General features: G+C 64.6%; 32 protein-coding genes and 1 tRNA gene. 13 read left to right on the top strand and 20 right to left on the bottom strand.

Features of this window, described 5'->3' with window-relative positions; genetic code table 11:
- Positions 1-33: 33 nt before the first annotated feature.
- Both recX and recA read right to left on the bottom strand, forming a co-directional pair.
- Positions 34-762, bottom strand: coding sequence for a recombination regulator RecX (gene recX, locus AC6CIE_RS12650; RefSeq protein ID WP_286939025.1), 729 nt, complete (start codon positions 760-762; stop codon positions 34-36).
- 161 nt (positions 763-923) lie between these two features.
- Complete coding sequence (gene recA, locus AC6CIE_RS12645; protein WP_175124639.1) at positions 924-1,985, bottom strand: recombinase RecA; 1,062 nt, start codon at positions 1,983-1,985, stop codon at positions 924-926.
- A gap of 225 nt (positions 1,986-2,210) precedes the next feature.
- On the opposite strand from recA, the gene AC6CIE_RS12640 reads away from it, so the two are divergent.
- The 3 genes from AC6CIE_RS12640 to AC6CIE_RS12630 all read left to right on the top strand — a co-directional run bounded on the left by AC6CIE_RS12640 (position 2,211) and on the right by AC6CIE_RS12630 (position 6,246).
- Positions 2,211-2,900, top strand: coding sequence for a response regulator transcription factor (locus AC6CIE_RS12640; RefSeq protein ID WP_175124640.1), 690 nt, complete (start codon positions 2,211-2,213; stop codon positions 2,898-2,900).
- Between the two features lie 112 nt (positions 2,901-3,012).
- Positions 3,013-4,389, top strand: coding sequence for a sensor histidine kinase (locus AC6CIE_RS12635; RefSeq protein ID WP_498092409.1), 1,377 nt, complete (start codon positions 3,013-3,015; stop codon positions 4,387-4,389).
- A gap of 195 nt (positions 4,390-4,584) precedes the next feature.
- Entirely contained in the window at positions 4,585-6,246 is a 1,662-nt protein-coding gene (locus AC6CIE_RS12630; protein WP_370633080.1) for an MFS transporter, read from the top strand.
- 399 nt (positions 6,247-6,645) lie between these two features.
- Here the strand turns inward: AC6CIE_RS12630 and AC6CIE_RS12625 are convergent, their stop codons facing one another.
- Entirely contained in the window at positions 6,646-6,855 is a 210-nt protein-coding gene (locus AC6CIE_RS12625; protein ID WP_056322527.1) for a hypothetical protein, read from the bottom strand.
- Positions 6,856-7,005: 150 nt separating this feature from the next.
- On the opposite strand from AC6CIE_RS12625, the gene AC6CIE_RS12620 reads away from it, so the two are divergent.
- Positions 7,006-7,905 carry a recombination-associated protein RdgC gene (locus AC6CIE_RS12620; protein WP_056567374.1) on the top strand — a complete coding sequence of 300 codons (900 nt, stop codon included), beginning with the start codon at positions 7,006-7,008 and terminating at the stop codon, positions 7,903-7,905.
- A 51-nt stretch (positions 7,906-7,956) separates the two neighbouring features.
- On the opposite strand, the gene AC6CIE_RS12615 is transcribed toward AC6CIE_RS12620, so the two are convergent.
- The 5 genes from AC6CIE_RS12615 to AC6CIE_RS12595 form a co-directional block, all read right to left on the bottom strand.
- Positions 7,957-9,402, bottom strand: coding sequence for a diguanylate cyclase (locus tag AC6CIE_RS12615; RefSeq protein WP_343737687.1), 1,446 nt, complete (start codon positions 9,400-9,402; stop codon positions 7,957-7,959).
- A 125-nt stretch (positions 9,403-9,527) separates the two neighbouring features.
- Positions 9,528-10,820 (bottom strand): aspartate carbamoyltransferase, encoded by a 1,293-nt coding sequence (locus AC6CIE_RS12610; protein ID WP_056322519.1) that lies wholly within the window; start codon positions 10,818-10,820, stop codon positions 9,528-9,530.
- A 99-nt stretch (positions 10,821-10,919) separates the two neighbouring features.
- Positions 10,920-11,330 carry a hypothetical protein gene (locus AC6CIE_RS12605; protein ID WP_175124643.1) on the bottom strand — a complete coding sequence of 137 codons (411 nt, stop codon included), beginning with the start codon at positions 11,328-11,330 and terminating at the stop codon, positions 10,920-10,922.
- 3 nt (positions 11,331-11,333) lie between these two features.
- Positions 11,334-11,765, bottom strand: a complete 432-nt coding sequence (locus AC6CIE_RS12600) for a BPTD_2524 family lipoprotein (RefSeq protein ID WP_175124644.1) — start codon at positions 11,763-11,765, stop codon at positions 11,334-11,336.
- A 132-nt stretch (positions 11,766-11,897) separates the two neighbouring features.
- Positions 11,898-12,032, bottom strand: coding sequence for an entericidin A/B family lipoprotein (locus tag AC6CIE_RS12595; RefSeq protein ID WP_105241420.1), 135 nt, complete (start codon positions 12,030-12,032; stop codon positions 11,898-11,900).
- Positions 12,033-12,216: 184 nt separating this feature from the next.
- Here AC6CIE_RS12595 and AC6CIE_RS12590 point away from each other — a divergent pair, with 184 nt between their 5' ends.
- Positions 12,217-12,576 (top strand): hypothetical protein, encoded by a 360-nt coding sequence (locus AC6CIE_RS12590; RefSeq protein WP_175124645.1) that lies wholly within the window; start codon positions 12,217-12,219, stop codon positions 12,574-12,576.
- A 64-nt stretch (positions 12,577-12,640) separates the two neighbouring features.
- Positions 12,641-13,045 (top strand): hypothetical protein, encoded by a 405-nt coding sequence (locus tag AC6CIE_RS12585; protein ID WP_175124646.1) that lies wholly within the window; start codon positions 12,641-12,643, stop codon positions 13,043-13,045.
- 50 nt (positions 13,046-13,095) lie between these two features.
- Here the strand turns inward: AC6CIE_RS12585 and AC6CIE_RS12580 are convergent, their stop codons facing one another.
- The 4 genes from AC6CIE_RS12580 to AC6CIE_RS12565 form a co-directional block, all read right to left on the bottom strand.
- Complete coding sequence (locus AC6CIE_RS12580; RefSeq protein ID WP_498092326.1) at positions 13,096-14,331, bottom strand: TIGR03862 family flavoprotein; 1,236 nt, start codon at positions 14,329-14,331, stop codon at positions 13,096-13,098.
- A 305-nt stretch (positions 14,332-14,636) separates the two neighbouring features.
- Positions 14,637-14,981, bottom strand: a complete 345-nt coding sequence (locus AC6CIE_RS12575) for a hypothetical protein (protein WP_175124648.1) — start codon at positions 14,979-14,981, stop codon at positions 14,637-14,639.
- A 225-nt stretch (positions 14,982-15,206) separates the two neighbouring features.
- Positions 15,207-15,283 (bottom strand) — tRNA-Met (locus AC6CIE_RS12570).
- 20 nt (positions 15,284-15,303) lie between these two features.
- Positions 15,304-15,696, bottom strand: coding sequence for a hypothetical protein (locus AC6CIE_RS12565; RefSeq protein ID WP_498092325.1), 393 nt, complete (start codon positions 15,694-15,696; stop codon positions 15,304-15,306).
- 157 nt (positions 15,697-15,853) lie between these two features.
- Here AC6CIE_RS12565 and AC6CIE_RS12560 point away from each other — a divergent pair, with 157 nt between their 5' ends.
- On the top strand, positions 15,854-17,293 hold the full coding sequence (locus tag AC6CIE_RS12560) for an aminotransferase-like domain-containing protein (protein ID WP_175124650.1): 1,440 nt from the start codon (positions 15,854-15,856) through the stop codon (positions 17,291-17,293).
- Entirely contained in the window at positions 17,290-17,853 is a 564-nt protein-coding gene (locus tag AC6CIE_RS12555; protein ID WP_175138786.1) for a DedA family protein, read from the top strand. The genes AC6CIE_RS12560 and AC6CIE_RS12555 overlap by 4 nt, the downstream gene beginning before the upstream one ends.
- 12 nt (positions 17,854-17,865) lie before the next feature.
- Here the strand turns inward: AC6CIE_RS12555 and AC6CIE_RS12550 are convergent, their stop codons facing one another.
- Positions 17,866-18,096, bottom strand: coding sequence for a hypothetical protein (locus AC6CIE_RS12550; RefSeq protein WP_498092324.1), 231 nt, complete (start codon positions 18,094-18,096; stop codon positions 17,866-17,868).
- A gap of 226 nt (positions 18,097-18,322) precedes the next feature.
- Positions 18,323-18,568 (bottom strand): hypothetical protein, encoded by a 246-nt coding sequence (locus AC6CIE_RS12545; RefSeq protein WP_056567399.1) that lies wholly within the window; start codon positions 18,566-18,568, stop codon positions 18,323-18,325.
- A gap of 205 nt (positions 18,569-18,773) precedes the next feature.
- Here AC6CIE_RS12545 and AC6CIE_RS12540 point away from each other — a divergent pair, with 205 nt between their 5' ends.
- The 5 genes from AC6CIE_RS12540 (at position 18,774) to AC6CIE_RS12520 (ending at position 22,423) form a co-directional block, all read left to right on the top strand.
- Positions 18,774-19,379 carry a hypothetical protein gene (locus tag AC6CIE_RS12540; protein WP_498092323.1) on the top strand — a complete coding sequence of 202 codons (606 nt, stop codon included), beginning with the start codon at positions 18,774-18,776 and terminating at the stop codon, positions 19,377-19,379.
- Between the two features lie 79 nt (positions 19,380-19,458).
- Positions 19,459-19,917, top strand: a complete 459-nt coding sequence (locus AC6CIE_RS12535; protein WP_498092322.1) for an Lrp/AsnC family transcriptional regulator — start codon at positions 19,459-19,461, stop codon at positions 19,915-19,917.
- 82 nt (positions 19,918-19,999) lie between these two features.
- A complete protein-coding gene (locus AC6CIE_RS12530) occupies positions 20,000-20,308 on the top strand; it encodes a hypothetical protein (protein ID WP_175138789.1) in 309 nt (102 codons plus the stop codon).
- Positions 20,309-20,326: 18 nt separating this feature from the next.
- Positions 20,327-21,307: a 4-hydroxythreonine-4-phosphate dehydrogenase PdxA gene (gene pdxA / locus AC6CIE_RS12525; protein ID WP_498092321.1), complete on the top strand. Its 981-nt coding sequence runs from the start codon at positions 20,327-20,329 to the stop codon at positions 21,305-21,307.
- 138 nt (positions 21,308-21,445) lie between these two features.
- Positions 21,446-22,423 (top strand): bile acid:sodium symporter family protein, encoded by a 978-nt coding sequence (locus AC6CIE_RS12520; RefSeq protein WP_175124658.1) that lies wholly within the window; start codon positions 21,446-21,448, stop codon positions 22,421-22,423.
- Positions 22,424-22,488: 65 nt separating this feature from the next.
- Here AC6CIE_RS12520 and AC6CIE_RS12515 read toward each other — a convergent pair whose 3' ends face one another.
- The 6 genes from AC6CIE_RS12515 to rpsF all read right to left on the bottom strand — a co-directional run bounded on the left by AC6CIE_RS12515 (position 22,489) and on the right by rpsF (position 26,429).
- Complete coding sequence (locus AC6CIE_RS12515; RefSeq protein ID WP_056322477.1) at positions 22,489-23,871, bottom strand: replicative DNA helicase; 1,383 nt, start codon at positions 23,869-23,871, stop codon at positions 22,489-22,491.
- Positions 23,868-24,707, bottom strand: coding sequence for an RIO1 family regulatory kinase/ATPase domain-containing protein (locus tag AC6CIE_RS12510; protein WP_175124659.1), 840 nt, complete (start codon positions 24,705-24,707; stop codon positions 23,868-23,870). Before AC6CIE_RS12510 ends, AC6CIE_RS12515 begins: the two co-directional genes overlap by 4 nt.
- Positions 24,708-24,838: 131 nt before the next feature.
- Positions 24,839-25,294: a 50S ribosomal protein L9 gene (gene rplI / locus AC6CIE_RS12505; RefSeq protein ID WP_175124660.1), complete on the bottom strand. Its 456-nt coding sequence runs from the start codon at positions 25,292-25,294 to the stop codon at positions 24,839-24,841.
- 14 nt (positions 25,295-25,308) lie between these two features.
- Complete coding sequence (gene rpsR / locus AC6CIE_RS12500) at positions 25,309-25,581, bottom strand: 30S ribosomal protein S18 (protein WP_006218308.1); 273 nt, start codon at positions 25,579-25,581, stop codon at positions 25,309-25,311.
- A gap of 99 nt (positions 25,582-25,680) precedes the next feature.
- Positions 25,681-26,004 (bottom strand): primosomal replication protein N, encoded by a 324-nt coding sequence (gene priB, locus AC6CIE_RS12495; protein ID WP_175124661.1) that lies wholly within the window; start codon positions 26,002-26,004, stop codon positions 25,681-25,683.
- Between the two features lie 50 nt (positions 26,005-26,054).
- Positions 26,055-26,429 carry a 30S ribosomal protein S6 gene (gene rpsF, locus AC6CIE_RS12490; protein WP_056322467.1) on the bottom strand — a complete coding sequence of 125 codons (375 nt, stop codon included), beginning with the start codon at positions 26,427-26,429 and terminating at the stop codon, positions 26,055-26,057.
- Between the last annotated feature and the right edge of the window lie 163 nt (positions 26,430-26,592).

Here is a 26,592-nt window from a genome sequence, read left to right as displayed (position 1 = left end):
CGCCCGCGGGAACAACGCCCGCCGCTCCCCGCGTCAGTCTTCGTCGCCCTCGCCCAGGATGCGCCGGATGACGTCGTGCGCGAAACCGCGGCTGGCCAGAAAGCGCGCCTGCTTTGCATAGACGGTGCGATCTTCGGGCTTGGCGCTGAAGCGCTTTTTCCAGACCTCAAGCGCCCGGTCGTATTCGGTGGCGCGAAGCTGGTCGCGCAATTCCGCCACCTGATTGTCGTCCACGCCGTGCTGGCGCAGTTCCTGCACGATGCGCGCCGCACCCTGCCGTGAGGCGCGTCGATGGACCAGGCTTTGGGCGAAGCGCTCGGTGGACAGCCAGCCCTCTTTCTCGAGCGCGTCGAGCACGGATTCGACTTCGGCTGCGTCTTCGGCATAAGCGGCCAGCTTGCGCGCCAGTTCTTCGCGCGCGTGTTCGCGCCGCGATAGATACCCCACTGCCCGCATCTTCAGCGACGGCCCCTTGCGGGCCGGCTTGCCATCAGACGTGGTTGCCTCGCCAGCGCTGTCGGCAGGGTCGGCGCGCCGGCCGCGCGCGGCGCCGCGTTGAGCGGAACTACGTTGCTCGGAACTGCGCTGCCACAGGCCGGCGGGTTCGACGCCATCGGCCGAATCGTCAGGCGCCGCGGCCTCGCGGGCCACCCGCGCATCGGACGTGCGCCGCAAGCCTTGCGGCTTGGCGACCGTTTCGAATTCGTCGTCCAACCTGGCGCGTTGGCGCTCGGCAGATGCGGGAGTCGATTTCCAGCTCATGCGCTTTCCTGCTTGCTAAACAAAACGGCAGGCCCAAGGGAAAAACGGCAGGCCCAAGAAAAAAACGGCAGGCCCAAGTGGCGCCTGCCGCGTTTCCCAGCCCAGACGGGCCGGCGAAGGGGCTAGCCCGAACCGCGGCGAGCCCAGTCGGATGCCCGAGATTACTCGGCGGTGTCTTCCGCCGTGGGCACGAATTCAGCGGCGCGGCTGACAATGCCCTGGTTTTCGCGGACGCGGTTTTCGATCTCGATGGCCATGTCCTTGTGTTCTTTCAGGTATTCGCGGACGTTGTCCTTGCCCTGGCCAATGCGGTTGCCGTTGTAGCTGTACCAGGCGCCCGACTTGTCGACGACGTTGGCGGCCACGCCCAGGTCGATGATTTCGCCTTCGCGCGAGATGCCCGCGCCGTACATGATGTCGAACTCAGCCTGCTTGAACGGCGGCGCCACCTTGTTCTTGACAACCTTGACGCGGGTTTCGTTGCCGACGACCTCGTCGCCCTTCTTGATGGAGCCGATGCGGCGGATGTCCAGACGCACGGATGCGTAGAACTTGAGCGCATTGCCGCCGGTGGTGGTTTCGGGGTTGCCGAACATGACGCCGATCTTCATGCGGATCTGGTTGATGAAGATGACCATGCAGTTGGTCTTCTTGATGGTGGCGGTCAGCTTGCGCAGGGCCTGGCTCATCAGGCGGGCCTGCAGGCCGGGCAGCGAATCGCCCATTTCGCCTTCGATTTCAGCCTTGGGAACCAGCGCGGCCACCGAGTCGACGACGATCAGGTCGACCGAGCCCGAGCGCACCAGCGCGTCGGTGATTTCCAGTGCCTGTTCGCCCGTGTCCGGCTGCGAGATCAGCAGGTCGGACAGATTGACGCCCAGCTTGGAGGCGTACTGGACATCCAGGGCGTGTTCGGCGTCGACGAAGGCGCAGGTGCCGCCCAGCTTTTGCATTTCGGCGACGACCTGCAGCGTGAGCGTGGTCTTGCCCGACGATTCCGGACCGTAGATTTCAACGACGCGGCCGCGCGGCAAGCCGCCGACGCCCAGCGCGATGTCCAGACCGAGCGAGCCCGTGGAAACCACCTGGATGTCGTGCGAGACCTCGTTGTCGCCGTAGCGCATGATCGAGCCCTTGCCGAACTGCTTTTCGATCTGCGAAAGTGCGGCGGCAAGCGCCTTGGCTTTTTCCGAAGCGGCGGCCTTGGTGGTTTTGTCGTCCATGAGGAGTCCTGTCTGTAACGTATCTGGAAGTCGGAAAACTGCGGGTCTGGCAATGAGGTTCAGATTATGGCATCGGATTGTACTGGACAAATAACCAGTGTGCCAGTTCTTTGCACGTATACCCTGAGTGGCAAGCCCGGCGGCGTGTGACAGAATCCGGAGCGATCCCGGTATTTTGCCCTTTTTCCGCCCCCGGGCCGCGGTGTTTCTTCCTAGCAGCAGCCCATGCGTATCCTGATCGCCGAAGACGACAGCATCCTGGCCGACGGCCTGTCCCGCTCGTTGCGCCACAACGGCTATGCCGTGGATGCCGTGCGCGATGGTCTTTCCGCCGATTCCGCGCTGGCCGCCCAGGCTTTCGACCTGCTCATCCTGGACCTCGGCCTGCCGCAACTGGCCGGACTTGAAGTGCTGCGCCGCCTGCGCGCCCGCAATTCCGCCCTGCCCGTCCTCATCCTGACCGCCGCCGACAGCATCGAGCAGCGCGTCAAGGGCCTGGACCTGGGCGCCGACGACTATATGGCCAAGCCATTCGCGCTGTCCGAGCTCGAGGCCCGCGTGCGGGCGTTGACGCGACGCGGCGCGGGAGGCGGCGGCACCATGCTCAAGCATGGCAAGCTGCTCTTTGATCAGACCGGCCGCGTCGCCATCGTCGACGACCAGACGCTGGATCTGTCGGCGCGTGAGGTCAGCCTGCTCGAGATCCTGCTGACGCGCAGCGGCCGCATGGTCAGCAAGACCCAGCTCGTGGACCACCTGTGCGAATGGGGCGAGGAAGTCAGCACCAACGCCATCGAGGTCTACGTGCATCGCCTGCGCAAAAAGCTCGAGCCCAGCGGCGTGAAGATCGTCACCGTGCGCGGCCTGGGCTACTGTCTTGAGCGGGACCAGGGTGCGGCGTACCTCGCAAGCTGAGCCCGCCCCAGAGCCGCTCAACCAGGAAGCCCTGGACATCATGCAAGCCGGGTCCAAGGGCCCGAGTTTCGCGCCGCCGCAACGGTCGCTGCTGGGCGAGATCCTGGACTGGATGCTGGCGCCGCTGTTCCTTTTGTGGCCCATGAGTGTCGCCATCACCTACGTGGTGGCGCAGAACATCGCCAACGTTCCCTACGATCGCGCGCTGGCCAACAACCTGCACGTGCTGACGCGCCAGGTTCACGCGCAGGATGGCCGCGCGGTGCTGAAGATGACCGATGCCGCCCGCGACGTGCTGCGCGCCGACGAGACCGACAGCGTGTTCTGGCTGGCGCTGGGCAGCCGCGGCGAATACCTGGGCGGCGACCGCGCGCTGCCGTTGCCGACCACCGTGGGCCAGCCCCGCCCCGGCGAAGTCCAGTACGAAGACGACACGCTGCGCGGCTTTGGCATCCGCCTGGCCTTCACCTGGGTGGACCTGCACCTGCCCGGCACGCAGCCCGCGCTGTTCATCGTGGCCGAGACCGTGGAAAAGCGCACGCAGCTCGCCAACGACATCATCAAGGGCGTGATCATTCCGCAGTTCGTGGTGCTGCCCATCGCCGTGCTGCTCGTCTGGTTCGGCCTGTCGCGCGGCGTGGCGCCGTTGAACGCGCTGCAGCAGCGGCTGCGCGCACGCCGGCCCGACGACCTCTCGCCCATCGACGAACGCGCCGCGCCTTCCGAGATTGCCCCGCTGGTCGCGGCCATGAACGACCTGCTGGACCGCCTGTCCGCCAACGTGCAGGCGCAGCGCCGTTTCGTGGCCGACGCGGCGCACCAGTTGAAGACGCCCCTGGCGGGATTGCGCACACAGGCTGAATTGGCGCTGCGGGACGCCAGTCCCGAGGAAATGCAATCCAGCCTGCGCCAGCTCGTGACCGGTTCTGAGCGCGCGACCCGGCTCGTCAATCAGCTGCTGCTGCTGGCCCGGGCTGAAAATCCCAGCGCGATCGGCCTGACACGCACGGACATCAACGCCATCGCTTACGAGCAGACCATGCACTGGGTGCCGCTGGCGCTGTCGCTCAGCACGGATCTGGGGTTCGAAGGCTCGGACACGCCTGTCGAGATCAATGGCAATCCGCTGCTGCTGGCCGAGCTCCTGAACAACCTGGTCGACAACGCGCTGCGCTACACCCCGCGCGGCGGCCATATCACCGTGCGCGTGCTGCAAGCGGACGGCCAAGGCATCCTGGAAGTCGAGGACTCCGGACCGGGCATTGCGCCCGACGAACGCGAGCGCGTGTTCGACCGCTTCTACCGCGTGCTGGGCACGTCATCCGACGGCAGCGGCCTGGGCCTGGCCATCGTGCGCGAAATCACGCAGAAGCATCAGGCGAGCGTCGAAATCGGCGACCATCCCACCGAACACTCCGACTTGCCAGGCACCCGCATCCGTGTCGTTTTTCCCCTCTACACGCCGCCACCCGAGACGTCCGACAGCTAAGGACTATCCCTAGCCTTCCCAGGCGCGTTTACTGTTTGTTTCAATTTTAAGATTCAAGTAAGGGTCACGTCAGAACCTCGTCAGCCTCGGCCCCCAATGTGGCGATAGCTCGATGTCGGTCTCGCCGGCGGAGGGTCAAGCACGGCGGAAAACCGCCGGCCTAAAAAACGAGGAGACATCATGAGCACAACTACCATGGCAGGCCGCGGTCCATCCGCGGATCCGCGTCCGATGACCAAGGAGGAGCGCAAGGTCATCTTCGCGTCTTCACTCGGCACGGTGTTCGAGTGGTATGACTTCTATCTGTACGGCTCGCTCGCAGCCATCATTGCCCAACACTTTTTCTCCGGCGTGAACCCGACCGCGGGCTTCATCTTCGCGCTGCTGGCCTTCGCGGCCGGTTTCGCGGTGCGGCCGTTCGGCGCGCTGGTGTTTGGCCGGCTGGGCGACCTGGTCGGACGTAAATACACCTTCCTGGTCACGATCGTGATCATGGGCCTGTCCACGTTCCTCGTCGGCATCCTGCCCAGCTACGCGAGCATCGGCCTGGCCGCTCCCGCCATCCTGATCGTCCTGCGCCTCTTGCAAGGCCTGGCGCTCGGCGGCGAGTACGGCGGCGCGGCAACCTATGTTGCCGAACACGCCCCGCACGGCCGCCGCGGCTTCTATACATCCTGGATTCAAACCACCGCGACGCTGGGTCTGTTCCTGTCGCTGCTGGTCATCCTGGGCATCCGCACGTTCATGGGCGAAGACGACTTCAAGGCCTGGGGCTGGCGCATTCCGTTCCTGATCTCGGTCGTGCTTTTGGGCATCTCGGTCTGGATCCGGCTGCAGCTGAACGAATCCCCCACCTTCAAGCGCATGAAGGAAGAAGGCAAGGGTTCGAAGGCGCCGATCGCCGAATCGTTCGGCCAATGGAAGAACCTGAAGGTCGTGCTCCTGGCGCTGCTGGGCCTGACCGCCGGCCAGGCCGTGGTCTGGTACACGGGTCAGTTCTACGCCCTGTTCTTCCTGACGCAGACGCTGAAGGTCGACGCCAACACCGCGAACATCCTGATCGCCATCGCGCTGCTGCTGGGCACGCCGTTCTTCGTGATCTTCGGCGCGCTGTCGGACAAGATCGGCCGCAAGCCCATCATCATGGCGGGCTGCCTGATCGCTGCCGCGACCTACTTCCCGATCTTCCAGGGCCTCACGCACTTCGCCAACCCGGCGCTGGAAAAGGCGCAGGCGTCCGCTCCGGTCACCGTGATCGCGGACCCCAGCACTTGCTCGTTCCAGTTCAACCCCGTGGGCACCGCGTCGTTCACCAGCTCTTGCGACGTGATCAAGTCGTTCATGGCCCGCAACTCGGTGAACTACCGCAACGAAGCAGCTCCGGCCGGTTCGGTGGCCCGCGTCAAGATCGGCAACGAAGAGTTCACCTCGTTCGACGGCCGCTCGCTGGCGCCCGCCGAGTTCAAGGCCAAGGTTGCTGAACTCGACAAGACGCTGACCGCCTCCATCCGCAGCCACGGCTACCCGGCCAAGGCCGATCCGGCCCAGACCAACAACGTGATGGTCGTGGTGCTGCTGACGATCCTGGTGCTGTACGTGACCATGGTGTACGGCCCGATCGCCGCCATGCTGGTGGAAATGTTCCCGACGCGCATCCGCTACACGTCGATGAGCCTGCCCTACCACATCGGCAACGGCTGGTTCGGCGGCTTCCTGCCTCCCGTCGCGTTCGCAGTGGTGGCTGCCACCGGCAACATCTACGACGGCCTCTGGTATCCGATCATCATCGCGGTCATGACCCTGGTCATCGGCACGCTGTTCGTGCGCGAATCCAAGGACAACGACATCAACGCCTGATAGACCATCCCCCGCCGGGCGGGACTGCTGCGCCTGCCCGGCCTTTCAAAAGCTCCTTATGGGAGCTTTTTTTTATTCGCACTTTCAGGACCATGTCAGACCGGCGCCAGTAGACTGAGCGCTCAGATTACGGCCTTGCGCAAGATTGCCTGACGATTGATCCCCCTGTCAGACGATTGCAGGGTTGCTCTTCTGACACCGATGCCGCGTTCCCCGCGAGCCTTTTATGACGCGGCATTGTGTGCTCCCGTACCGGCCCGACTCTTTATTGAGCCGGGCCGCTTTTTTTTGTGGCCGCGGATCGTGCGACCGCTCGTGCCAAGACAAAGGGCGGCCGCAATGCGACCGCCCTCTTCATGCCTTTCGATGGCACACGGCCGGCCTTGCGGCCGGCGCGGATCAACGACGCATGCCCACGCCGATCGCGACCACACCCGCCACGATCGCGGCAATGCCTGCCCACGTCGGGATGGGAACCGACTTCTCGGTTTCCGCGGTGGCCTTCACGGATCCGATCTGCAGGACCGTTTCCTCGGACTTGTAGCTGAAGCCCTTGTAGGCCAAGGCAACCACGCCCAGGACAATCAGGATCGCGCCAATGATTTTCATGTATTTACTCCAATCTCACGTTGGTGCGCGGGACATTACCGGATAGGCTGATCGCTGTCAGTGACAGAACGTGTCGCCTGTTGCGGGCGTACTCAGCCCCTTCGGCAAAGCCGCCGTGTCGTATAGAATCAACCCTTTTGGCCGACGCTCATGTGGTTCAAGAACCTCAAGATTTACCGCCTCTCCTCGCCCTGGACCCTGACCGGCGATCAGCTTGAAGACACGCTGGCAAAGCATGCGTACCAGTCCGGCAACAACCTCGAAATGCAAAGCCTGGGCTGGGTGCCCCCGCGCGAGAACGGCGGTCTGGCCCACGAAGTCAATGGCCAGATCCTGCTCAGCCTGCGCGCCGAAAAGAAGCTTCTGCCGGGCACCGTGATCAACCAGGTCGCCAAGGCGCGCGCCCAGGAAATCGAAGAGCAGCAAGGCTACAAGCCGGGCCGCAAGCAGATGAAGGAAATCAAGGAGCGCGTCACCGACGAGCTTCTGCCGCGCGCCTTCAGCGTCTATCGCGACACGCGCGTGTGGATCGACCCGAAGAACAACTGGCTCGTCATTGACGCGGCTGCGTCGGCCAAGGCCGACGAAGTCATCGGCCTGCTGGCCAAGTGCGTCGATCCCTTCCCGCTGGAAAATCTGTACGTCGCCCAATCGCCAGCGTCGGCCATGACCGGCTGGCTGGCAGAGGACGAAGCGCCCAGCAACTTCACCATCGACCAGGACACCGAGCTGCGCTCGTCCGGCGAAAGCGGCGCGGCCATCCGCTACGTCAAGCACTCCATTGACGCCGACGACGTGCGCCGCCACATCCAGTCCGGCAAGCAGTGCACGCGCCTGGCCATGACCTGGGCCGACCGCGTGTCGTTCGTGCTGACCGAAGGCCTGGACGTCAAGCGCGTGGCGCCCCTGGACGTACTGAAGGAAGGCAACGAAGGCGTCGCCGCGAATGACGACGAAAAGTTCGATTCCGACATGATGCTGATGACCGGCGAACTGGCCAAGATGATGGCCGAGCTGGTCGAGGCGCTGGGCGGCGAAAAGAAGATCTAAGCCTTTACCGGCATCGGCAACAAGGGCTGCCCCTGACGGAGCAGCCCTTTTTCATGCCTCGACGCTGCGGTCGCGGCCGGCCTGCTTGGCCTTGTACAACGCCTTGTCGGCGCGATCGATAAGATACGCGTAGTCGGGATGGCCATCGAAGGTCGCCACGCCGATGCTGGCCGTCACCTGCAGCGCGCCCGCCTCGGCAAGCATGAAGCGATGCCGGCGGATTTCGGCATTGAGTTTTTCAGCGGCGGCCAGCGCGGCGCCGGGTCCCGTGTCCACCAGCACGACCAGAAATTCCTCGCCGCCATAACGGAACACGAAGTCGCTGGAACGACAGGTCTGATGGACGACCTCGGCGAACTGGCGCAGGATCTGGTCACCGCCCGCGTGGCCATGCGCATCGTTGATGGCCTTGAAGTGATCGATGTCCAGCAGCAGCACCGAAAAGCTTGACCGCTGACGCTGGGCCAGCGAAATCTCACGGCCGATGACGGACGGCAGGAAGCGCCGGTTCAGCACGTTGGTGAGCGGATCGCTGCCGCTTTCGATCTCGGCCACCATGTCGAACAGGCCGTTGAGCAGATGCTTGATACGCGCCACCAGCTCTTGCAGTTCACGAACCTGGTCGGGCAGCGATTCCTGTTCGTGGCCGCTGCCTTGCATCATCCGCGGCAGCACCGTGTCATCCAGGCGCGCCACGGCCTCCGTGATCTGGCGTAGCGCCGGCGCGCTTTCAAAGAGCACCGCGCCCTTGTGCTGCAGCCACAGACCGAACTCCGAGGCTGCCAGACGCGGCAGCGCCTGCTCTGGCGTCCGGTAATGCAGGCCGATCAGCACCGCCTGACTCCACTCCAGCAACGCGGCGCGTTGGCGCTCCCGTTCGGTCGAGATGTTCTGCCCCAGCGCGAAGAGGCGATAGGCCTCGTCATTGCGCGCGCCGCGGTTGATGTCGCGCATGAACGCGCGGCTCATCTGCTCGATCGCCAGATCGAACAGGTTGCAGACGTATTGCGTGGCCACCGATGTCGCCATGCCATCCAGACCGCTTGCGCGCAGACGCTGCGCAATCTCGTTCTTCAGGATGCGGGCGCCTGCCATCACCAGATGGATCGGAATGTGGACGCGCGCATGGACCTCGCCAACCTTTTTCTGGGTGGCCAGCAGCACGTCGATGTCGCCCTGGTCGCGCACACACAGCAGGCCCTTCAACCAATGCGTCATGCCGCGATGCAGGCGGGTCGACACGATTTCATGCGAGAGCCGCGGGCCGGCCTCGGCATCGGCGAGCAAGGTGGAATAGAAGGCGTCGACGAGCTGCGTGGCGTGGTCCGACACCACCGCCGCAACCTGGCCGCGCGTATCGCCGTCGACCGATTGATAGACCGCCTCCCAGGCCTGCGCGTTGGATGCGCTCAGGTAGCAATCGTGGCCGCCGGCCGCGTTTGCGGGGGCCGCGTTTGCGGTGGCTGCAGGAGGAACACCGGTACTGCTCGAAGACATAAGCTCATCCGCCCAAGAACGGCGTGCGCGCCTGGCAGCGGCGCGCGCCCGAAAAACCAGCGCGGATTATGCTTGAATTCACCGCGGCGGGGCCGCGCTTGCGGCGCCGCCAAGAACCGTTGACGTCAATCCAGGCCGTGGAAGACCGAATCGTCGGGACCGACATGCGACGGATGCTGCCACGTCACGTCACGCAGCGAATGCTGCACCAGCCCTTCCACCCCCAGCAGCACGGCGAAGATCGCCATGCGGATGGGAATGCCGTTATCGGTCTGGCGGAAGATGGCCAGACGCGGATCGTGGTTCAGGTCCACGCTGAGGTCGTTGGCGCCCGGGCGGCTGTCGCGCGGCAGCGGGTGCATCACGATGGTCTCGGGGCTGCAATAGGCGTCGATGATGGCGCGGTTGACCTGGAAGTCCGGCGTGTAGCCTTCGTTCTCTTCGTTGGCGAAGCGCTCCTTCTGAACGCGCGTCGCGTAGATGACGTCGGCGCCGGCCAGGCCTTCGGCCAGCGAAGACTTCTGTTCGATGATGTTGCCGTTGCGGCTGGCCTGCTCGACGATGTAGGTCGGCATCTCCAGGCCCTTGGGCGAGATCAGCGAGAACTTCACGTTCTTGTACAGCGCCATCAGCTTGATGAGCGAATGCACGGTGCGGCCGTATTTCAGGTCGCCGACCATCGCGATGTGCGCGCCGTCCAGCAACTTACCCAGGCGCGAGAACTCGGTCAGGATGGTGTACAGGTCCAGCAGCGCCTGGCTGGGGTGTTCGCCCGGGCCGTCGCCGCCGTTGACCACGGGAATGTTCGTGGCGCGCGCAAATTCCGCCACCGAGCCTTGATCGGGGTGGCGGATGACCATCGCGTCCACATAGCCGCTCATGACGCGGCTGGTGTCGTAGATGGACTCGCCCTTGGCCATCGACGAGAACGTGAAGCCGGTGGTGTCGCACACCGAGCCGCCCAGGCGGCAGAAGGCGGAACCGAAGCTGACACGGGTGCGGGTGCTGGCCTCGAAGAACAGGTTGCCCAGCACGGCGCCTTCCAGCACGCGCGAGACCTTCTGACGGCGCGCGATGGGCTGCATCATGTCGGCCACGCGGAACAGGTCTTCGACGGAGTCGCGGGTGAACTGGTCTACCGACAGAAGCTGGTTCTTGCCTTCAACGGCGATGCGATCACGCAGGGGACCATCTTGTACGCTTTGCGTATATTTTTCCAGCAGCACACCGTTTTGCACGATTTCGCTGACGAAGCGCTGCACGACTTCCGGCATCGCGCGGAATTCCTGCGAACCTTCAGGCAGAAGCCAGGTATCAAGCGCCCGGCGCTTGACGCCAATGCGCGTGGCAAACACGTCGCGGGTGAGGTTGAGGCGGCGCATGGCGTCGCGCAGGAAGGCTTGCTGGGAGATGCTCATGACGGGCCCCAAAAAGAGGATTTATATACGCAGTGCGCATATTATTCCGACCATCTACACAAGTCCAATATTTTTGCGCATACGGGTTTACCCGCGCTTTTACCGCTGAGCGTAGGCCGCCGCCTGTGGTGTCGCCGTCACGGCCTGTCCGGCCGCGAACCAGCAAGCCGCGCAGAAGGCCAGCATGCTTGCCACGAAGCAAATCAGCGCCAACAATTGCGCGGGCCAGTGGCCTCGCGTCAGGTGGCCGCTGTAGCCTTGCCGCAACAGGCTGACCTGCGCCAGGTACGCAAACGCCACCCCCAGGCCGGCCAGCACCAGACCGGCCAGGAAAAACAGCAGGGGAATCTGCAGATCGGGCGCGGCGATGTCCGGCCCCACGATGCCCAATGTGAATCCGACCAGGATCAGGGCGGCACCGCCATTCAACCACCCCAGAAAACGAAACGCGCCGGCCAGCAGCGCGAACGACGTGCCGTTTGCGCGGAGCTGCTGGGCGCGGGCGTCCATGGATTAGCCGCCGGTCGCGCTACGGCACGTCGGCGTCGCGCTCTGTATCGACTTGCGCGCCGCCGCGATCTCGGCCTCGTCCCAGCGCCCTTCGCCCAGCACCGTCACGGTCACCTTGGAGGTGGCGGGACCATCGGCCTCCGCGGAAATCAGTTCGAGCACGGTTGCCGGCTGGCCGACCTTGTAAAGCTGGATTTCGTCCGGCGCGCCCTTCTCGCCAAGGCTATGGCGCCAGGCATAAGAGACGCCATAAGGATGGCTGACCTGCGTATGGCACGCGCGCACGTATTCGCCGGCTCGGCGGAATGCCGCCTGATAATTGGTGTCGACGCTGAAGGTTTCCTTCTTTGCGGTTTCCGACTCGTAGACCCCGGTGCTGGCGCATCCGGCCAACGTGGCCGCCAACGTGACAGCCACCCATACAGACTTGCGCATGATTCTTCCCGCCATTGCTATTCGGACTTTCGCGATTATGCCAGCGGCTGCAAAAAGGCCACGCCGAAAGTGCCCAAGTGCGGCACTTCCTGCGTGGCCTTGCGCCGTCATGACGGCAAAGGGCCTGATGCCCTACCGCTTTTCCGCGGCCCCTTCGATCTTTTCCCCGCCCCGCTGAATATCTTTACCGGCCCCGGCGACGGTATTGCACCCCGCCGTCAGCGCAGCAATAGAAAGCATCATGACGAGAAAGACTTTGTTCTTCATAAACATCTCCTGTCTGGGCATGGAAAAAACCGAACCCAGCATACCTCAAAGGCCGCGTCGGTGACACAAGCCGGTCACGTGTAACAACACCGACAAAAAACCGTCACCACCCTTACGCGCCGGTGACACTTGCGACGCATTCTCGCCTGTCGCGTATTTGCCGCCAATGGATTAGGATGCGCACATGACGAAGAAACAAGCATCACAATCCGCTGGCGCCAGCCCGCAAGGCTGGGGCTGGGAACAGCCCCAGTGCCGCGGACAGGCCGCCCTGGCGCTGTTCATCGACGACCTGCATCGCATCTTGCAGACCCATGCCGCCGGCAAGCTGGCGGATAGCAGCACGCTGGCGGACGCGCAGGCCCAGGTCAATGAATTGCTGGCGCGGTACAACGAAATTTCTGCCGCTCCGGAAATTTTTCTGGGGCAGTCAGTCGAACTCAAAGAAGGCATCGACCGCAGCGGCGTAGCGCATACGGTGCCGATTTTTTCGCCGCGCCTGAAACAGTCGCTGGTGTCGATGCTGGGACAAGGTCCGGGATGACGCCCCGGCAAGCGGCCCGGCTGGCGATCGCAGAGTACAGCCCCCAAAGGAAGGAGACTACAAGATGAGCACGGACAACGTTGTTGAGTTTCTCCGCCTGCTGTCCCTGGACGTCACGCTGGGCACCGCTGCCCAGCACGCCGCAAGCCAGGCAGACGCGCCGCTGGCCCTGGCCCGCTTGGCAACCTCACACGGTCTGCCGTGCAACGCTTCGGATTGGTCTTCCTTTGCACGCAACTGCCTGGACAACCTCGACCTGACCGAGGGCGACACGGGCATGGCGAACGCCACGATCTGGCAGCTGGTGCAGGATCCCGCCCACGGCACCACCATTCCCGCCAGCGCCATCACCCGTGTGATCGGCATCATCTCGCAGCCCGAAGGCGAGCCGCCGGTGGTTGGTCACGTCGTCAGCGATCTGGCGCCCCGCGCCCCGATGAGCATGGCGCCGCACCCGACGGGTTCCTGATCTTCCGGGGCTCGCAGCCCACTCAGCGCTGCGAGTTCAGGACAGACCTTTCAAGCCTGTCCCTTCAAAAAATCAATCACGCCGGCCGCGCCGCATGCGCCGCTGGCCATGCAGGCGGTCAGCAGGTAGCCGCCCGTCGGCGCCTCCCAATCCAGCATTTCCCCCACACAGAAAACGCCGGGCACGGCTTTGAGCATCAGCCCGGCCGTCAGTCCCTGGAACGCCACCCCGCCCGCCGTGCTGATCGCTTCGTCGATCGGGCGAGCTCGCCGCAGCGTCAACGGCAAGGCCTTGATCCGCTGACCGAGGCGCTCGGGGTCCTTGAAGTCTTCGGCGCTGGCGCATTCCCGCAGCAAGCCCGCCTTCACCCCCGTCAGTCCCAGCCGGCTTTGCAGATGGCTTGACATCGAGCGGGCGCCGCGCGGATGCGTCACCGCCGCCATCACCTTTGCGTGCGGCCAGTCCGGTGCAAGATCCAGCATGGCCACGGCGCTGCCATCGGCCTCGATCCGGTCGCGCAGGCTTGCGGACAGTGCATAGACGAGACTGCCTTCTATGCCTGTCTCGGACACGACGAATTCGCCCTGACGGCCAGGCCCGCCGCAGGACATGGCCACAGACTTGACCGGCTGGCCGGCAAAGCGGCTGCGAAAATGATCGGACCAGTCAACGTCGAACCCGCAGTTGGCGGGCCGCAATGGCGCAACCGGCACGCCGTGCGCCTGCAGATCCGGCACCCAGGCGCCATCGGATCCCAGTTTGGCCCAACTGCCGCCGCCCAGCGCCAGCACGACCGCATCCGCTGAATGGCGCGCTTCACCGTCGGGCGTCGCAAAGCGCAGCAAGTCCACACCGGGATTGTCGCCACGCCAGCCAAGCCAGCGATGCCGCATATGAAAGCGCACGCCCTGTCCGCGCAGCCGGGCAAGCCAGGCCCGCAACAGCGGCGCCGCCTTCATCTCCTGCGGAAACACCCGCCCCGACGAGCCCACGAATGTCTGGATGCCCAACGCATGCGCCCAATCGCGCAGACCGGCGCCGTCCATCGTCTGCAGCCATGGCTGCACGAACGGGGCGCCGTCGCCAAAGCGGGCAAGGAAAGGCTCGGCGGGCTCGCTGTGCGTCAAGTTCAGGCCGCCCCGTCCCGCCATCAGGAATTTGCGTCCCACCGAGGGCATGGCGTCGAAGACGTCCACCTGCGCCCCGGCTTCGCTCAGCCTTTCCGCCGTCATGAGACCGGCGGGGCCGCCCCCGATGACGGCAACGCGTTTGGCGGACAGGCTCATGGCGTCGTCGCCTTCATGACGGGACGCGAGCGGGAAAAGGCGGAAAGCATGCGGGAGAAGTCGGAAGGAAAAGGGACGAAAGGACGGTGCAGCCACGGGACGCAGATTGTCTCACGGCGTCAGGGCGCTTCCCACGAGCGCGCGTCGCATCTGCGCGTTCCATTATCCCGAATGGCTCGCAGCGGCCATTTCTTGACCGCAGGCGCCAAGCCTATGTTTTTGCTGGAAAAATCCGATATACGCAGCAGCTATCCCAAGGGTTTTCCACAATCCCTGTGGGTAACTGCCGCGTTCTGGGGATCGTGTCAGGCGCGCTCGGCCGCATGCATGGGGCCGGACCAGGGCTCGGCATCGAGCTGAAAACGCAGTTCCTGGTACTCGCCGTCGACCGCGACGCTGCGCAGCAGGCCGGCATCTAGCGCCTGACCCAGTGCGCGGCGGCACAGAGTTTCGGGATCGTCCGGCAGCGACTGGAACACGCCGTCGGGGATGCGCAGCCTCAGCAAGGCAGAGGGATCGCCGCGGTCGGCCGGACGGCCGATATGGATGTGGGCGGGATACCCGTGCGGGCACCAGATGCCCACGTGGTACTTGCCCTCAGCGCCCGTATCAGCAACGTAGCCGGGATGATCGTATTTTGCGGTTCCCATGGACACTCCTTCTGTGCGGCAATGTAGCGCGCGTGGCCCATGGTAGCGCAGGGTTGCGGCCGTGTGCGGCCGCGGACACCCGGGAAACTCCGGACGCGAACCGGGCATGACCCAGCGCAATCGCCAGGCGAAAAAAAAGCCGCGACAATGTCGCGGCCTTTTTTACTGCGGTCTTGGCGGGTGCACTTGAAATGCGCCGCCGGGAGACCGGGTACTGCTTGAAACTGGTTGCGGGGGCAGGATTTGAACCTACGACCTTCGGGTTATGAGCCCGACGAGCTGCCAGACTGCTCCACCCCGCGTCTGATGTGTGAATCATACATCATTTTGAAATCTTGTGCAGCGCACCCACGCGAATGTTTCCGCTTTTCGACAGAAAACCGCGAAAAACGTTGGCGACGTGGCGCAGGACAGTGCCAAGGCGCCCGGTGCAATTCAGGCAGATCACCTGCGCACTATCCAGCGCGGTGAGGCGCACCGCGCCGCCGTAGGACACCCCGTGAACCTCGCCCGCGTTGAGCCGGGCCGGTACGACGCGATGCAGGCCGCCTGCGGCTTCCAGGCCGCTTGCCGCTTCCTCGACGCGCACGCTGCCTTCGACGCAGACAACGGCAGCGCCTGCGCGCAGGACGAAACTCCGGCTGGCGCCGGCGGGTAGTTCCAGGCGAAGGCCTGGCGAGGCGGGGTCGGAATGCGGGGTCATGATGATCTCCAAATGGACCATCACAGGCTACGCGCGCCCTGCTTTGCGCAACAGCCACAAAAATCGGCTTTCTGTACCGATGCAGAGGGTCGATTTTGTGGCTGTTATGGTGTACTTTGCCTGCATCTGTGCCTACCCACCGTCCAACCCCGGGGAGCAAGATCGGCGCATGGAACCTCAACCGCTGTACCTACGCCTGGCCAATCACTACCGGCGCGCCATCCAGACGGGCGTGCTGGCCCCCGCCCAGCGCATGCCCTCGGTTCGCACGCTGGTGCGCACCCATCACGTCAGCCTGTCCACGGCGCTGCAGGCCTGCCGCCAGCTCGAGGACGATGGCCTGATCGAGGCCCGTCCCCGCTCCGGCTACTTCGTGCTGAAACCTCGCCGCAACAGCATTCCGCCCGTGGCCGAGCCGGACATCCGCCAGACCCTGGGCGCGGCGCAGTATGTCGGCATCCACGACCGGGTTTCGGACTTCATCGCCAAATGTGAAGCGCACCGGGTCAGCGCCAACTTTGCGCTGGCCGCGGCGGTGCCCCAGGCCTATCCCATGGAGGCGCTCAAGCAGGCGATGACGCGCGCGCTGCGGCAGTCGCCCGAGGTGCTGGTCAGCCCGGTGCCGCCGCAAGGGCATCCTGACCTGCGCGGCGTGCTGGCCCGTCGCGCGCTGGCCAACGGCATCAATGCCACGCCGGACGACGTCATCGTCACGCATGGCTGTATCGAGGCCCTGAATCTGGCGCTGCGTGCCGTAGCCCGGCCGGGCGACACCATCGCCGTGGAATCGCCCGCCTACTTCGGTCTGCTGCAGATCCTGGAAAGCCTCGGCATGCGCGCGCTCGAGATTCCCACCAGCCCCCAGCACGGGCTGTCGATCGAAGCGCTGGACCTGGCCTTCCAGACGCACGGCAATATCCGCGCGGTCGTCGTTGTGCCGAATTTCCAGAATCCGCTCGGTTGCGTCATGCCCGACGCGCACAAGGCGCGGCTGGTGGCGCTGTGCGAGCGCCAGCAGGTGCCGCTCATTGAAGACGACACATACGGCGCACTGACCGACGACGACACCCCGCTGGCCGCGGCGAAATCCTGGGACGCCACGGGCAACGTCATCTATTGTTCGTCGATGCACAAGACGCTGGCCCCCGGCATGCGGCTGGGCTGGCTGCTGGGCGGCCGGTGGAAAGCCCGGATCGCCATGCTGAAGTTCGCGCAAAGCCGGCCCAACGAACCACTGGCGCAGATCGCCGTGGCGGAGTACATGGGCTCGCGCGCCTACGATCGACATCTGGCCCGGCTGCGGCGAGAACTGAAGACGCAGCGCGACCTGACCGCCGAGGCGATCGCCGCGCATTTTCCGCGGGGCACGCGGCTGAGCGTGCCGCAAGGCGGGATGCTGCTCTGGGTGGAAATGCCCGAGGGCGTGTCGGGCATGGACGTCTTCGAGGCCGGGCTACGGCAAGGGATACGCGTGGCGCCCGGCGCGATGTTCTCCAATGGCGCCCGCTACAACCACTTCCTGCGCATCAGTTGCGGACAACGCATCACGCCGGAGATCTCGCACGCACTGGTGACGCTCGCGCGCATCGTGGAAGAAAGGACAGCATGAACGCGGAACTGCATCAATTCATCGCGGACTATGGCCTGTGGGCCGTGCTGGGCGGGACCTTCCTGGAAGGCGAAAGCGTGGTGGTGTTTGCGGGATTTCTGGCGCACCAGGGATTGTTCCATCTGCCCTACGTCATGCTCTGCGCGTTTGCCGGCTCGTTCATGGCGGATCAACTGCTGTTCCTGCTGGGCCGCCGCTACCGCGACCATCGCTACGTGCAGCGCATCCGCGCCAAGCCGGCGTTCGGCAAGGCGCTGGCGGCCATCGACCGATATCCCAACGGATTCATACTGGCGCTGCGCTTTCTGTATGGGTTGCGTACGGTGGGGCCGGTTGCCGTGGGCGTGTCCAAAGTGCCGGCCTTGCGTTACCTGGTGCTGAACGCCATCGCCGCCATGATCTGGGCGCTCTGCTTCAGCCTGCTGGGTTTTGTCTTCGGCCGGACTATCGAAGCGCTGCTGGGACGCCTGCACGGCGTGGAAACCAAGCTGGCCGTGGCAGTGGCGCTCGGCGTGCTGGTGTGGCTGGCCTATCAGGTCTACGCACGCCGCCGCAAATAGCGGCGGGCGCGTTCAGAACACCAGTTTGCCGTTTGCGCGCTGCACATGGCGGCGGCGCGCATTGCGGTACAGCATGCCGATGATGGGCAGCTTTGCAAGGCGGCGCAGGATCGGGTGACGCTGGTCGAAGTCGTGCCAGGCCTTGAAGCCATGGCCCATGCGCTCCCAGCTCTCCCTCGCCTGGGGGGAAAGCTTGCCGGGGTCAAATGCCGCCAGCTTTGCCGCTTCCGAAACGCGCGCCACGAGGGCGCGGTTCCGGCCTTCCAATGAATACTGATTCCGCATGGGGCCGCATATTACCCGGGCTTGGCCTGCCGTGGCGGCGGGCCGGTTGCGCGTTGCTTCGGCGCAATGGCGCCGCTTTTGACCGCCTCGCGCAAGCCGTTGTAATTGAAGGAGTTTGTGAATCTATGCCCGCGCTATCCCAAGGCTTGTCCACAGAACCTGTGGGTAACTGCCGCCGGGCGCATCACTTCAGGGCGGTCAGGACCATGTCACGCACGCTTTCGAAACCCGCGACGTATTGCGGATTCTCGGAACGCGCCAGCAGGCCGGAGTAATTCTGCTCCAGTTGCGCCTCGATGGCCTCGCGCAGGCCCGGCGAATTCTTCGCCAGATGCAGCATCGAGAGCAGCGTGGTATTGAGCGCGTCGATGCGCCCACCCTGATGCGAGATGGTGTGCACGACAACGGCGATCTGTTCCTGGATGTCCATGATGTAAGCCTCCTGGCGATGAAATCTGGCGCGAATCCTAGCATGGCGGCCGGGCGCGCCAGGGCTGACAGCAAGCGGCGCGCCTCCCCTGCCGCGGCTAGGCAAGCACCGGACGCGGCGCTAGCATGAAGCGTAGCCGCAAGAGGCACCGCGGCGCACGCCGCCGGCGCTGTCTCCGGGCGCCCGGCTCAACCGGAGCGCGCACATGAAAACGATCCAGAACTATGTCCCGCCAAGCGCCCAGTCGCTGCAACGGCTGCAAGACAGGCTGGGCTATTCTGACAGCAGAATGGCCGAGCTGGCCGGACTGGACGCTTCGACGCCATGGCCCAGTTATGTGGGCGGGCCGGAACCTCGCACGCTGGGCCGGCAGCGGCTGTTCTACATGATGGCCCGTCTGACGCTGGAAGAACCGGAATGGCAACGCGTGCTGGCCGCCATGCGTGAGGCCGGCGCGCATTTCGATTGCCAGGATCCGCACGGCGATGGCGCGGCGCCGCCGCCCGAACCGATGGCGGACGAAGAGCGCAAGTTCGGCATGCTGCTGGTCAGCCGCAACGGCTCGTTCCACGAAATGGAGCAACTGCGCGAGTTCGCCCATTTTGCGCACGAATCGGATGTCAGCCGCTTCGTGCACAGCGCGTTCTATGACAGCGACATCGACCTGTGCCGTTTCAGCTTTGCGGACCACGACGGCCTGGACGCCGCCAGCCGGGACCGCATCTTCGATGCCGCGCACAAGACCATCACGCGCTTCGAGTTCGACGGCCGCATCTATCACGGCGGCATTCCGCCCGAGTCCGACGGCTAGCGGCAACGCATTGACGCGGGCAGGCAGGCGCCTGTACCGTCGCCACTTCGCCTTCCCGCTCAACGCCATCGCTCATCGCATGAACGAACGACTTGACGCCATCGACCGGCAACTGCTGAGCCTTCTGCAGGCCAATGCGCGCGAACCCGCCGCCATCCTCGCGCGCAAGCTCGGGCTGGCGCGCACCACCGTGGTGGCGCGCATCGCGCGGCTGGAACGTGAAAGCATCGTTTCCGGCTACGGCGTGCGCCTGGGCCGGCTGCTCGAAGAGGCGGCGGTGCGCGCCTATTGCTTCATCAGCGTGCAGCCCAAGACGCCGGCCGCCGTGATCCGTGAACTGGAGCGGATGCCGGAGGTCGAGGAAGTGTCCTCGGTCAGCGGTCCCTACGACTACCTGATCTTCCTGCGCTGCGAGACCCACGAACAACTGGACGCGCTGCTGGACCGTATCGGGCTCATCGACGGCGTGAATCAGACGCAGACCTCGATCGTGCTCAGCCGCAAGATTGATCGGCGCAGCGCGGTTGCCGCTCCCTGAGCCGCCTCGCGCCCCTCGCGCGTCTTTCCGGCGGGCGCCACATGGTGGTGTAATGGGGCCTGTCGCGAATCCTGGATTTTTCATGCTTGCTCGCCTTGCCCCTGCCGCCGCCCTCCTCGTCCTGTTGACCGCGTGTTCCAGCATGAGCGAGGTCACGTCCGTCAACAAGGACCAATACAGCGTCACCTATAGTTCCGGCACGCAACTGCTGAGCTGGGTCGAGATCAAGAACCAGGCATTGCAGCGTGCCGACCAGCACTGCCAGTCGCTCGGCCGCAAGCTGGTCAAGCCCAGCGTGACGTCCAACCACGCCACCGGCCTGGGTTCCAAGCGCGCCACGGTCACGTTCGAATGCGCGCCCATCGATCCTCCCAAGAACACCGCTCAGTAAGCGCCCACGGCCACCATTGTGAACACTCTCCTGCCTGTGGGCATCACCATGGGCGATGCCGCCGGCATCGGTCCCGAAATCGTCGTCAAGGCCTGTGCGCAGGGATTGGGCGCGCCCTGTGTGGTGTATGGCGATGCTGGCGCGCTGCGCCGCGCGGCGACGCAATTGGGCGCCCGCCTGGATATCACCGAGATCGCGGACATCAGCCAGGCCCGGCCGGACGCCGCTGGAATCCAGGTGGTGGCTTGCAGCCCCACCCTGCCCGCCGACCTGCCGCTGGGTAAGGTCAGCGCCCTGGCGGGCCGCGGCGCCTACGATTATGTGTGCGCGGCCATCGACGATGCGCTTGCCGGACACATCCGCGCCGTCGTGACCGCCCCGTTGAACAAGAAGTCCATGCACGAGGCCGGCATCGACTATCCGGGCCACACCGAAATCCTGGCGGACCGCTCCGGCACGCAGGACTTTGCGATGATGCTGGCCAACAATGAGCTGCGCGTGCTGCTCGTGACCATCCACGTCGCATTGGCCGACGTCATGGCGCGCATCACGCCGCAGGCCGAATTGACCGCGATGCGGCTTGCGGATCGCGCCTGCCGCCAGATGGGCATCGCGCAGCCGCGCGTCGCCGTCGCGGGTCTGAATCCGCATGCGGGCGAAGGCGGCAAGTTCGGCCGCGAAGACATGGACATCATCGAACCGGCCATCGCTGCCGCCCGCGCGGAAGGCATCGATGCCAGCGGCCCCTGGCCGGGCGATACCGTCTTCATGCGCGCCCGCCGCGGAGAGTTCGACATCGTGGTGGCGCAGTACCATGACCAGGGCCTCATCCCGGTGAAGTATCTGGGCCTGGACCACGGCGTGAACGTCACCGTCGGCCTGCCGTTCGTGCGCACCAGCGTGGACCACGGCACCGCATTCGACATCGCCGGCCAGGGCGTGGCCGACCACGCGTCGCTGGTGGAAGCGTTCGATCTGGCGCTGGCGATGACGCCTTGAGCGCGTAAAGATCCGCAGACTGCCTCAGCGCGCGGACGCTTGCGGCCTTCTCGCGACGGGTCCGCGACGGTGCGGGTCTACAATACGCCCCGTTTCCGGCGCCCCGCGCCGCCGCTTTTCCGTTCTTCCTCCCTTCCCATGTCCCGCCTCGTTCGACTTCTGCCCGACCGCTTCACCCTCTACCTGATCTGCACCGTCATCATCGCCAGCTTCCTGCCCGCCCATGGGCAAGGCGTGGTGGTGTTCGGCTGGATCACCAACGTGGCCGTCGGCCTGCTGTTCTTCCTGCACGGGGCGCGCCTTTCGCGCGAGGCCATCATCGCCGGCCTCACGCACTGGAAGCTGCACCTGACCATCTTCTCGGCCACGTTCCTGATGTTCCCGCTGCTGGGGCTGGCGCTGCAGCCCGTGCTGGAGCCGCTGGTCACCCCGGAGCTTTACCTGGGCATCCTGTTCCTGTGCTGCCTGCCTGCCACCGTGCAATCGGCCATCGCGTTCACCTCCATGGCGCGCGGCAACGTGCCCGCCGCGGTGTGCAGCGCGTCGGCCTCCAGTCTGCTGGGCATCTTCCTCACGCCCCTGCTGGTCGGCACGGTCGTCGCCAACGCCGGCAGCGCGCCGATCTCGTTCGACGCCGTCGGCAAGATCATGCTGCAACTGCTCCTGCCGTTCGTGCTGGGCCAGTTCGCGCGGCGCTGGATCGGCGCGTGGGTGCACAAGCGCAAGGCCATGCTGAAGTTCGTGGACCAGGGCTCGATCCTGCTGGTGGTCTACACGGCGTTCTCCGAGGCCATCAATGAAGGCCTGTGGAGCAGCACCCCGATTCCCGCGCTGGTCGGCCTGGTCGTGAGCTGCGGCGTGATTCTGGCGCTGGCGCTGGGCCTGTCCGCACTGGCCGGCCGGATGTTCGGCTTCAGCATCGAAGACCGCATCACGCTGCTCTTCTGCGGCTCGAAGAAAAGCCTGGCCAGCGGTATTCCGATGGCCCAGGTGCTGTTCGCCGGTCACGCCGTGGGTGCTGTGGTGCTGCCGCTGATGCTGTTCCACCAGATCCAGCTCATGGTCTGCGGCGTACTGGCGGCGCGCTACGGCAAGCGCCCCGACGCCACGCACTGATCGCCGTCTCGTACAAAAAAAACCGCGCGGCTGCGCGGTTTTTTTTGATGTGGCGATGTGCGGAATCAGTACATGTCCCGCGGCTGCGCGCCGGAGAAGTTCAAAAAGCGCGTGCTGGAACCCTGGAACGTCAGACGCACCGTGCCGATCGGGCCGTTACGCTGCTTGCCGATGATGATCTCGGCCGTGCCCTTGTCCGGCGAATCGGGGTTGTAGACCTCGTCGCGGTAGATGAACAGGATCACGTCCGCGTCCTGTTCAATTGCGCCCGATTCGCGCAGGTCGCTCATGACGGGGCGCTTGTTGGGACGCTGTTCCAGGCTTCGGTTGAGCTGCGACAGTGCGATCAGCGGGCAATTCAGTTCTTTGGCCAGACCCTTGAGCGAGCGGCTGATTTCCGACACTTCGGTGGCCCGGTTTTCGCCGGAACCGTTGCCGGACATGAGCTGCAGGTAGTCGATGATGATGAGGCCAAGCTGGCCGCACTGGCGCGCCAGACGACGCGCGCGGGCGCGCACTTCCATGGGACTGAGCGCCGGCGATTCGTCGATGTAGACCTGCGCATCCTGCATGAGCTGCACGGCGTGCGTGACGCGCGGCCAGTCTTCGGCGATCAGCTTGCCCGTACGCATGCGGTGCTGGTCCAGGAGTCCCACGGAACCCAGCATACGCATGGCGAGCTGCACCGCGCCCATTTCCATGGAGAACACCGCCACGGGCAGGCCCTCTTCGATGGCGACGTGCTCTCCGATGTTCATGGAGAACGACGTCTTGCCCATGGACGGGCGGCCGGCCACGATGATCAGGTCGCCACCCTGCATGCCCGACGTCATCTTGTCCAGATCGGTGAAGCCCGTGGGCACGCCCGTCACGTCGGACGTGCTCTCGCGGTGGTAGAGCTCGTCAATGCGCTCGACCACCTGCGTCAGAAGCGGTTGGATCTCCTGGAAGCCGGCCGCGCCGCGCGCGCCTTCCTGGGCGATCTTGAACACCTTGGATTCGGCCTCGTCCAGCAGCTGGCGCGCTTCCTTGCCCTGCGGGTTCATGGCGGCCGACGAGATTTCGTCCGCGATCGACACCAGCTTGCGCAGCATCGCGCGCTCGCGCACGATCTCGCCGTACCGGCGGATGTTGGCGGCCGACGGCGTGTTGTGCGCCAGGGCATTCAGGTAAGCCAGCCCGCCGGACTCTTCGGCCTTGCCCGCGCTGACGAGGGACTCGTGCACGGTGATGACGTCGGCCGGGCGCGCCAGACCAATCAGGCGCGCAATGTGGTGCCAGATCAGCCGGTGGTCGTGACGGTAGAAGTCTTCTTCGAGAAGCACATCCGCGATACGGTCCCAGGCAGCGTTGTCCAGCAGCAGTCCGCCCAGGACTGACTGCTCCGCCTCGATGGAATGCGGGGGGACGCGCAGGTACTCGAGCTGGGAATCGGCGGGTGTGTTCATGGCTTCAATAGTAACGGCTGCAGGATATCCGCGACGCGGAAAAACCCTTGGATGTCGCGCGAGGGGAATCGGGCAAGGATGGGGCGCAGCGGCATGGCGATGCCGCACAGCACGCGCGCCAGGCGCTTCAAGCGGGCCCTGACCTCGGGGTCGGGATTGCAGTCCAGGTAGACATCGAGCGCCAGCTTGCCCAGCGTGCGCGCATCTGCATCGCCCAACTTGCGCAGCGACACCAGCGAGGCCAGCATCTGGAACAGGTCATAGGCCTGCGCCAGCGGCCGCGACAGCGTCGCGCCGATGTTTTCCTCGAAGTCGATGCGCCAGATCTCGCCATCGCGCAGCGTAACGTTGCGGATCTGCGCCCCGCCATGCCACATGCCGCGGGCATGGAAAGCGGCCAGATCGGCCGCCGCGGCGCGCGCGAGCCACATGCGCGAGGTGGAGTCTTCGTTGCGGATGAGGTCCGCCAGGTCTTCGCCCACGAACTCCAGCACCAGCAGGTTCTGCTCCCGCCACCACACCTCGGGGACGCGCGACCCTGCTTCCAGCAACTGCGCCAGGCGCTGCCCTTCGTGGGCCAGACCGTTGCGCAACAGCACGCTGGGACGCGGAAACTCGCCCAGGAAGACCTTGCAGCCCACGGCGAGGAACAAGGCGCGCACGTAGCGCAGCACATAGCTCACGCTCTGCAGGATGCCGGGCCGGCGCCGCTTGATGATGCAGCGCACGCCATCTATCGTCACATCCCGCACCGAAGGTTCACGCGACGCATCCACGCTGTCGAGCCAGGCTCGCAGGCCGGGCGGCGCGTTGTGATGGACAGGCGGATGAGTCAAGAGGTCCTCTGGAATGACAGCGTAAAACGAGGGTGCGTCGCCGCGCACCATTCAGCACGACATCGGCACATGGCTGAAAAAAGAAAAAAAGCCGGCACGCGGGCCGGCTTCTTTTTACCGCGACTGCCGGATCAGGACAGTTCGCCTTCGACCAGAACCGTGATGTCGACCACGACGTCGGCGTGCAGGGCGACCTGGACCGGGTACTCGCCGATGGCCTTCAGTTGGCCATTGGGCAGACGCACTTGGGCCTTTTCGACGGCTTCGAACGAAGCCTTCTTCAGACCTTCGGCGATGTCGGCGTTGGTGACCGAACCGAACAGACGACCGTCAACGCCGGCCTTCTGAACGATCTTGAGCTGGTAGCCGTTCAGGCGCTCGCCCAGGGCTTGGGAAGCGGCCAGCTTTTCAGCCTGGACCTTTTCCAGCTCGGCGCGGCGGGCTTCGAATTCCTTCAGGGCGGCGTCGGTTGCGCGACGGGCCTTCTTCTGGGGAATCAGGAAGTTGCGGGCGTAGCCATCACGCACACGCACGACTTCACCCAGGTTGCCCAGGTTGACGACTTTTTCGAGCAGAATAACTTGCATTTCAGTGCCCCGGATTAGTTGTGGTTGTCGGTGTAAGGCAACAGAGCCAGGAAGCGCGCGCGCTTGATGGCGGTGTCCAGCTGGCGCTGGTAGATTGCCTTGGTGCCGGTCAGGCGAGCCGGGATGATCTTGCCGTTTTCTTGCACGAAGTCGCGCAGGGTGTCCAGATCCTTGTAGTCGATCTCTTCGACGCCGGCTGCGGTGAAGCGGCAGAACTTACGACGCTTGAAGAGCGGGTTCTGCTGCGTGAATTTGCGTTTTTCTTTGCGTTTTCCGAAGAAAGCCATGATATGTGCCTTTATGTTTGAGGGGACGGGGTCAATGCCCACTTCCCCATAACCTATCCGAATTCAGAAGGCGCTCTCGCACCCTGTGTCTCATTGCCTTCAGGCCACCTGCGGATCGCGTCCAGCGCTTCCGCTGATCTTGCGCGCCTGCTGCAGATGCAGCTTGATCTTCACCGAGTCCTTGCGGGCGGGAGCCAAAAACCCCTGCACCAGCAATTCAGACCCTAAAGCGGTGTTTCTCAAGAGCAGCGCCAGATCTCCCAGTGCCACGGCGGAAATCGTCAGTTCGACACGGCGCGGGTGGCCGGCTTCGATGACTTCCGACTCGTGCGCCAGCAGCATTTCCAGCGCTGGCAAACCGGCGGGTGTGTGGCGCAAAGGCTCGCATTCGAGAACGCGGGCGCTGAGTTCCAGCTTGTTCATCCTGCCTGGTACCGAGGGGACTTGATGCAATGAGCTCTGCGTGAGCCTGCTTACTCGGCCTGAGCCGGAGCAGCTTCCGCCGAAGCCTTGCGGGCTTCTTCGCGCTCGACCGACTTCATCATGATCGACGGGGTGGTCTGGGCCTTCTTGGTCTTGATGACCAGGTGGCGCAGCACGGCGTCGTTGTAGCGGAACGAGTGTTCCAGCTCATCCAGCGTGGCTTGGCCGCACTCGATGTTCAGGCAGACGTAGTGAGCCTTGACGAGCTTCTGGATCGGGTAGGCCAGTTGACGGCGGCCCCAGTCTTCCAGGCGATGGATCGAGCCGCCTTGGCCCGTGACCAGCGCTTGGTAACGCTCGACCATGGCGGGCACTTGCTCGCTTTGGTCGGGGTGAACAATAAACACTACTTCGTAGTGACGCATGAGTAAAACTCCTTGAGGATGTCTTGCTGGCCAAACGTCTTGCACCCGCGCTTTCCATCATGGGTGGATCAACATCGTTGACGTTTCGCCGCAAGGGGCAGCCCGCTACCCAAAAACCATGGGTGGTCGAGCAAGAAAGCTCTCGATTATCACCGATTGGGCG

It is taken from the genome of Achromobacter sp. GQ309 (assembly GCF_059759315.1).
Note: the sequence above shows the minus strand (reverse complement) of the source record. Positions and strands in the feature narration are given on the sequence as shown.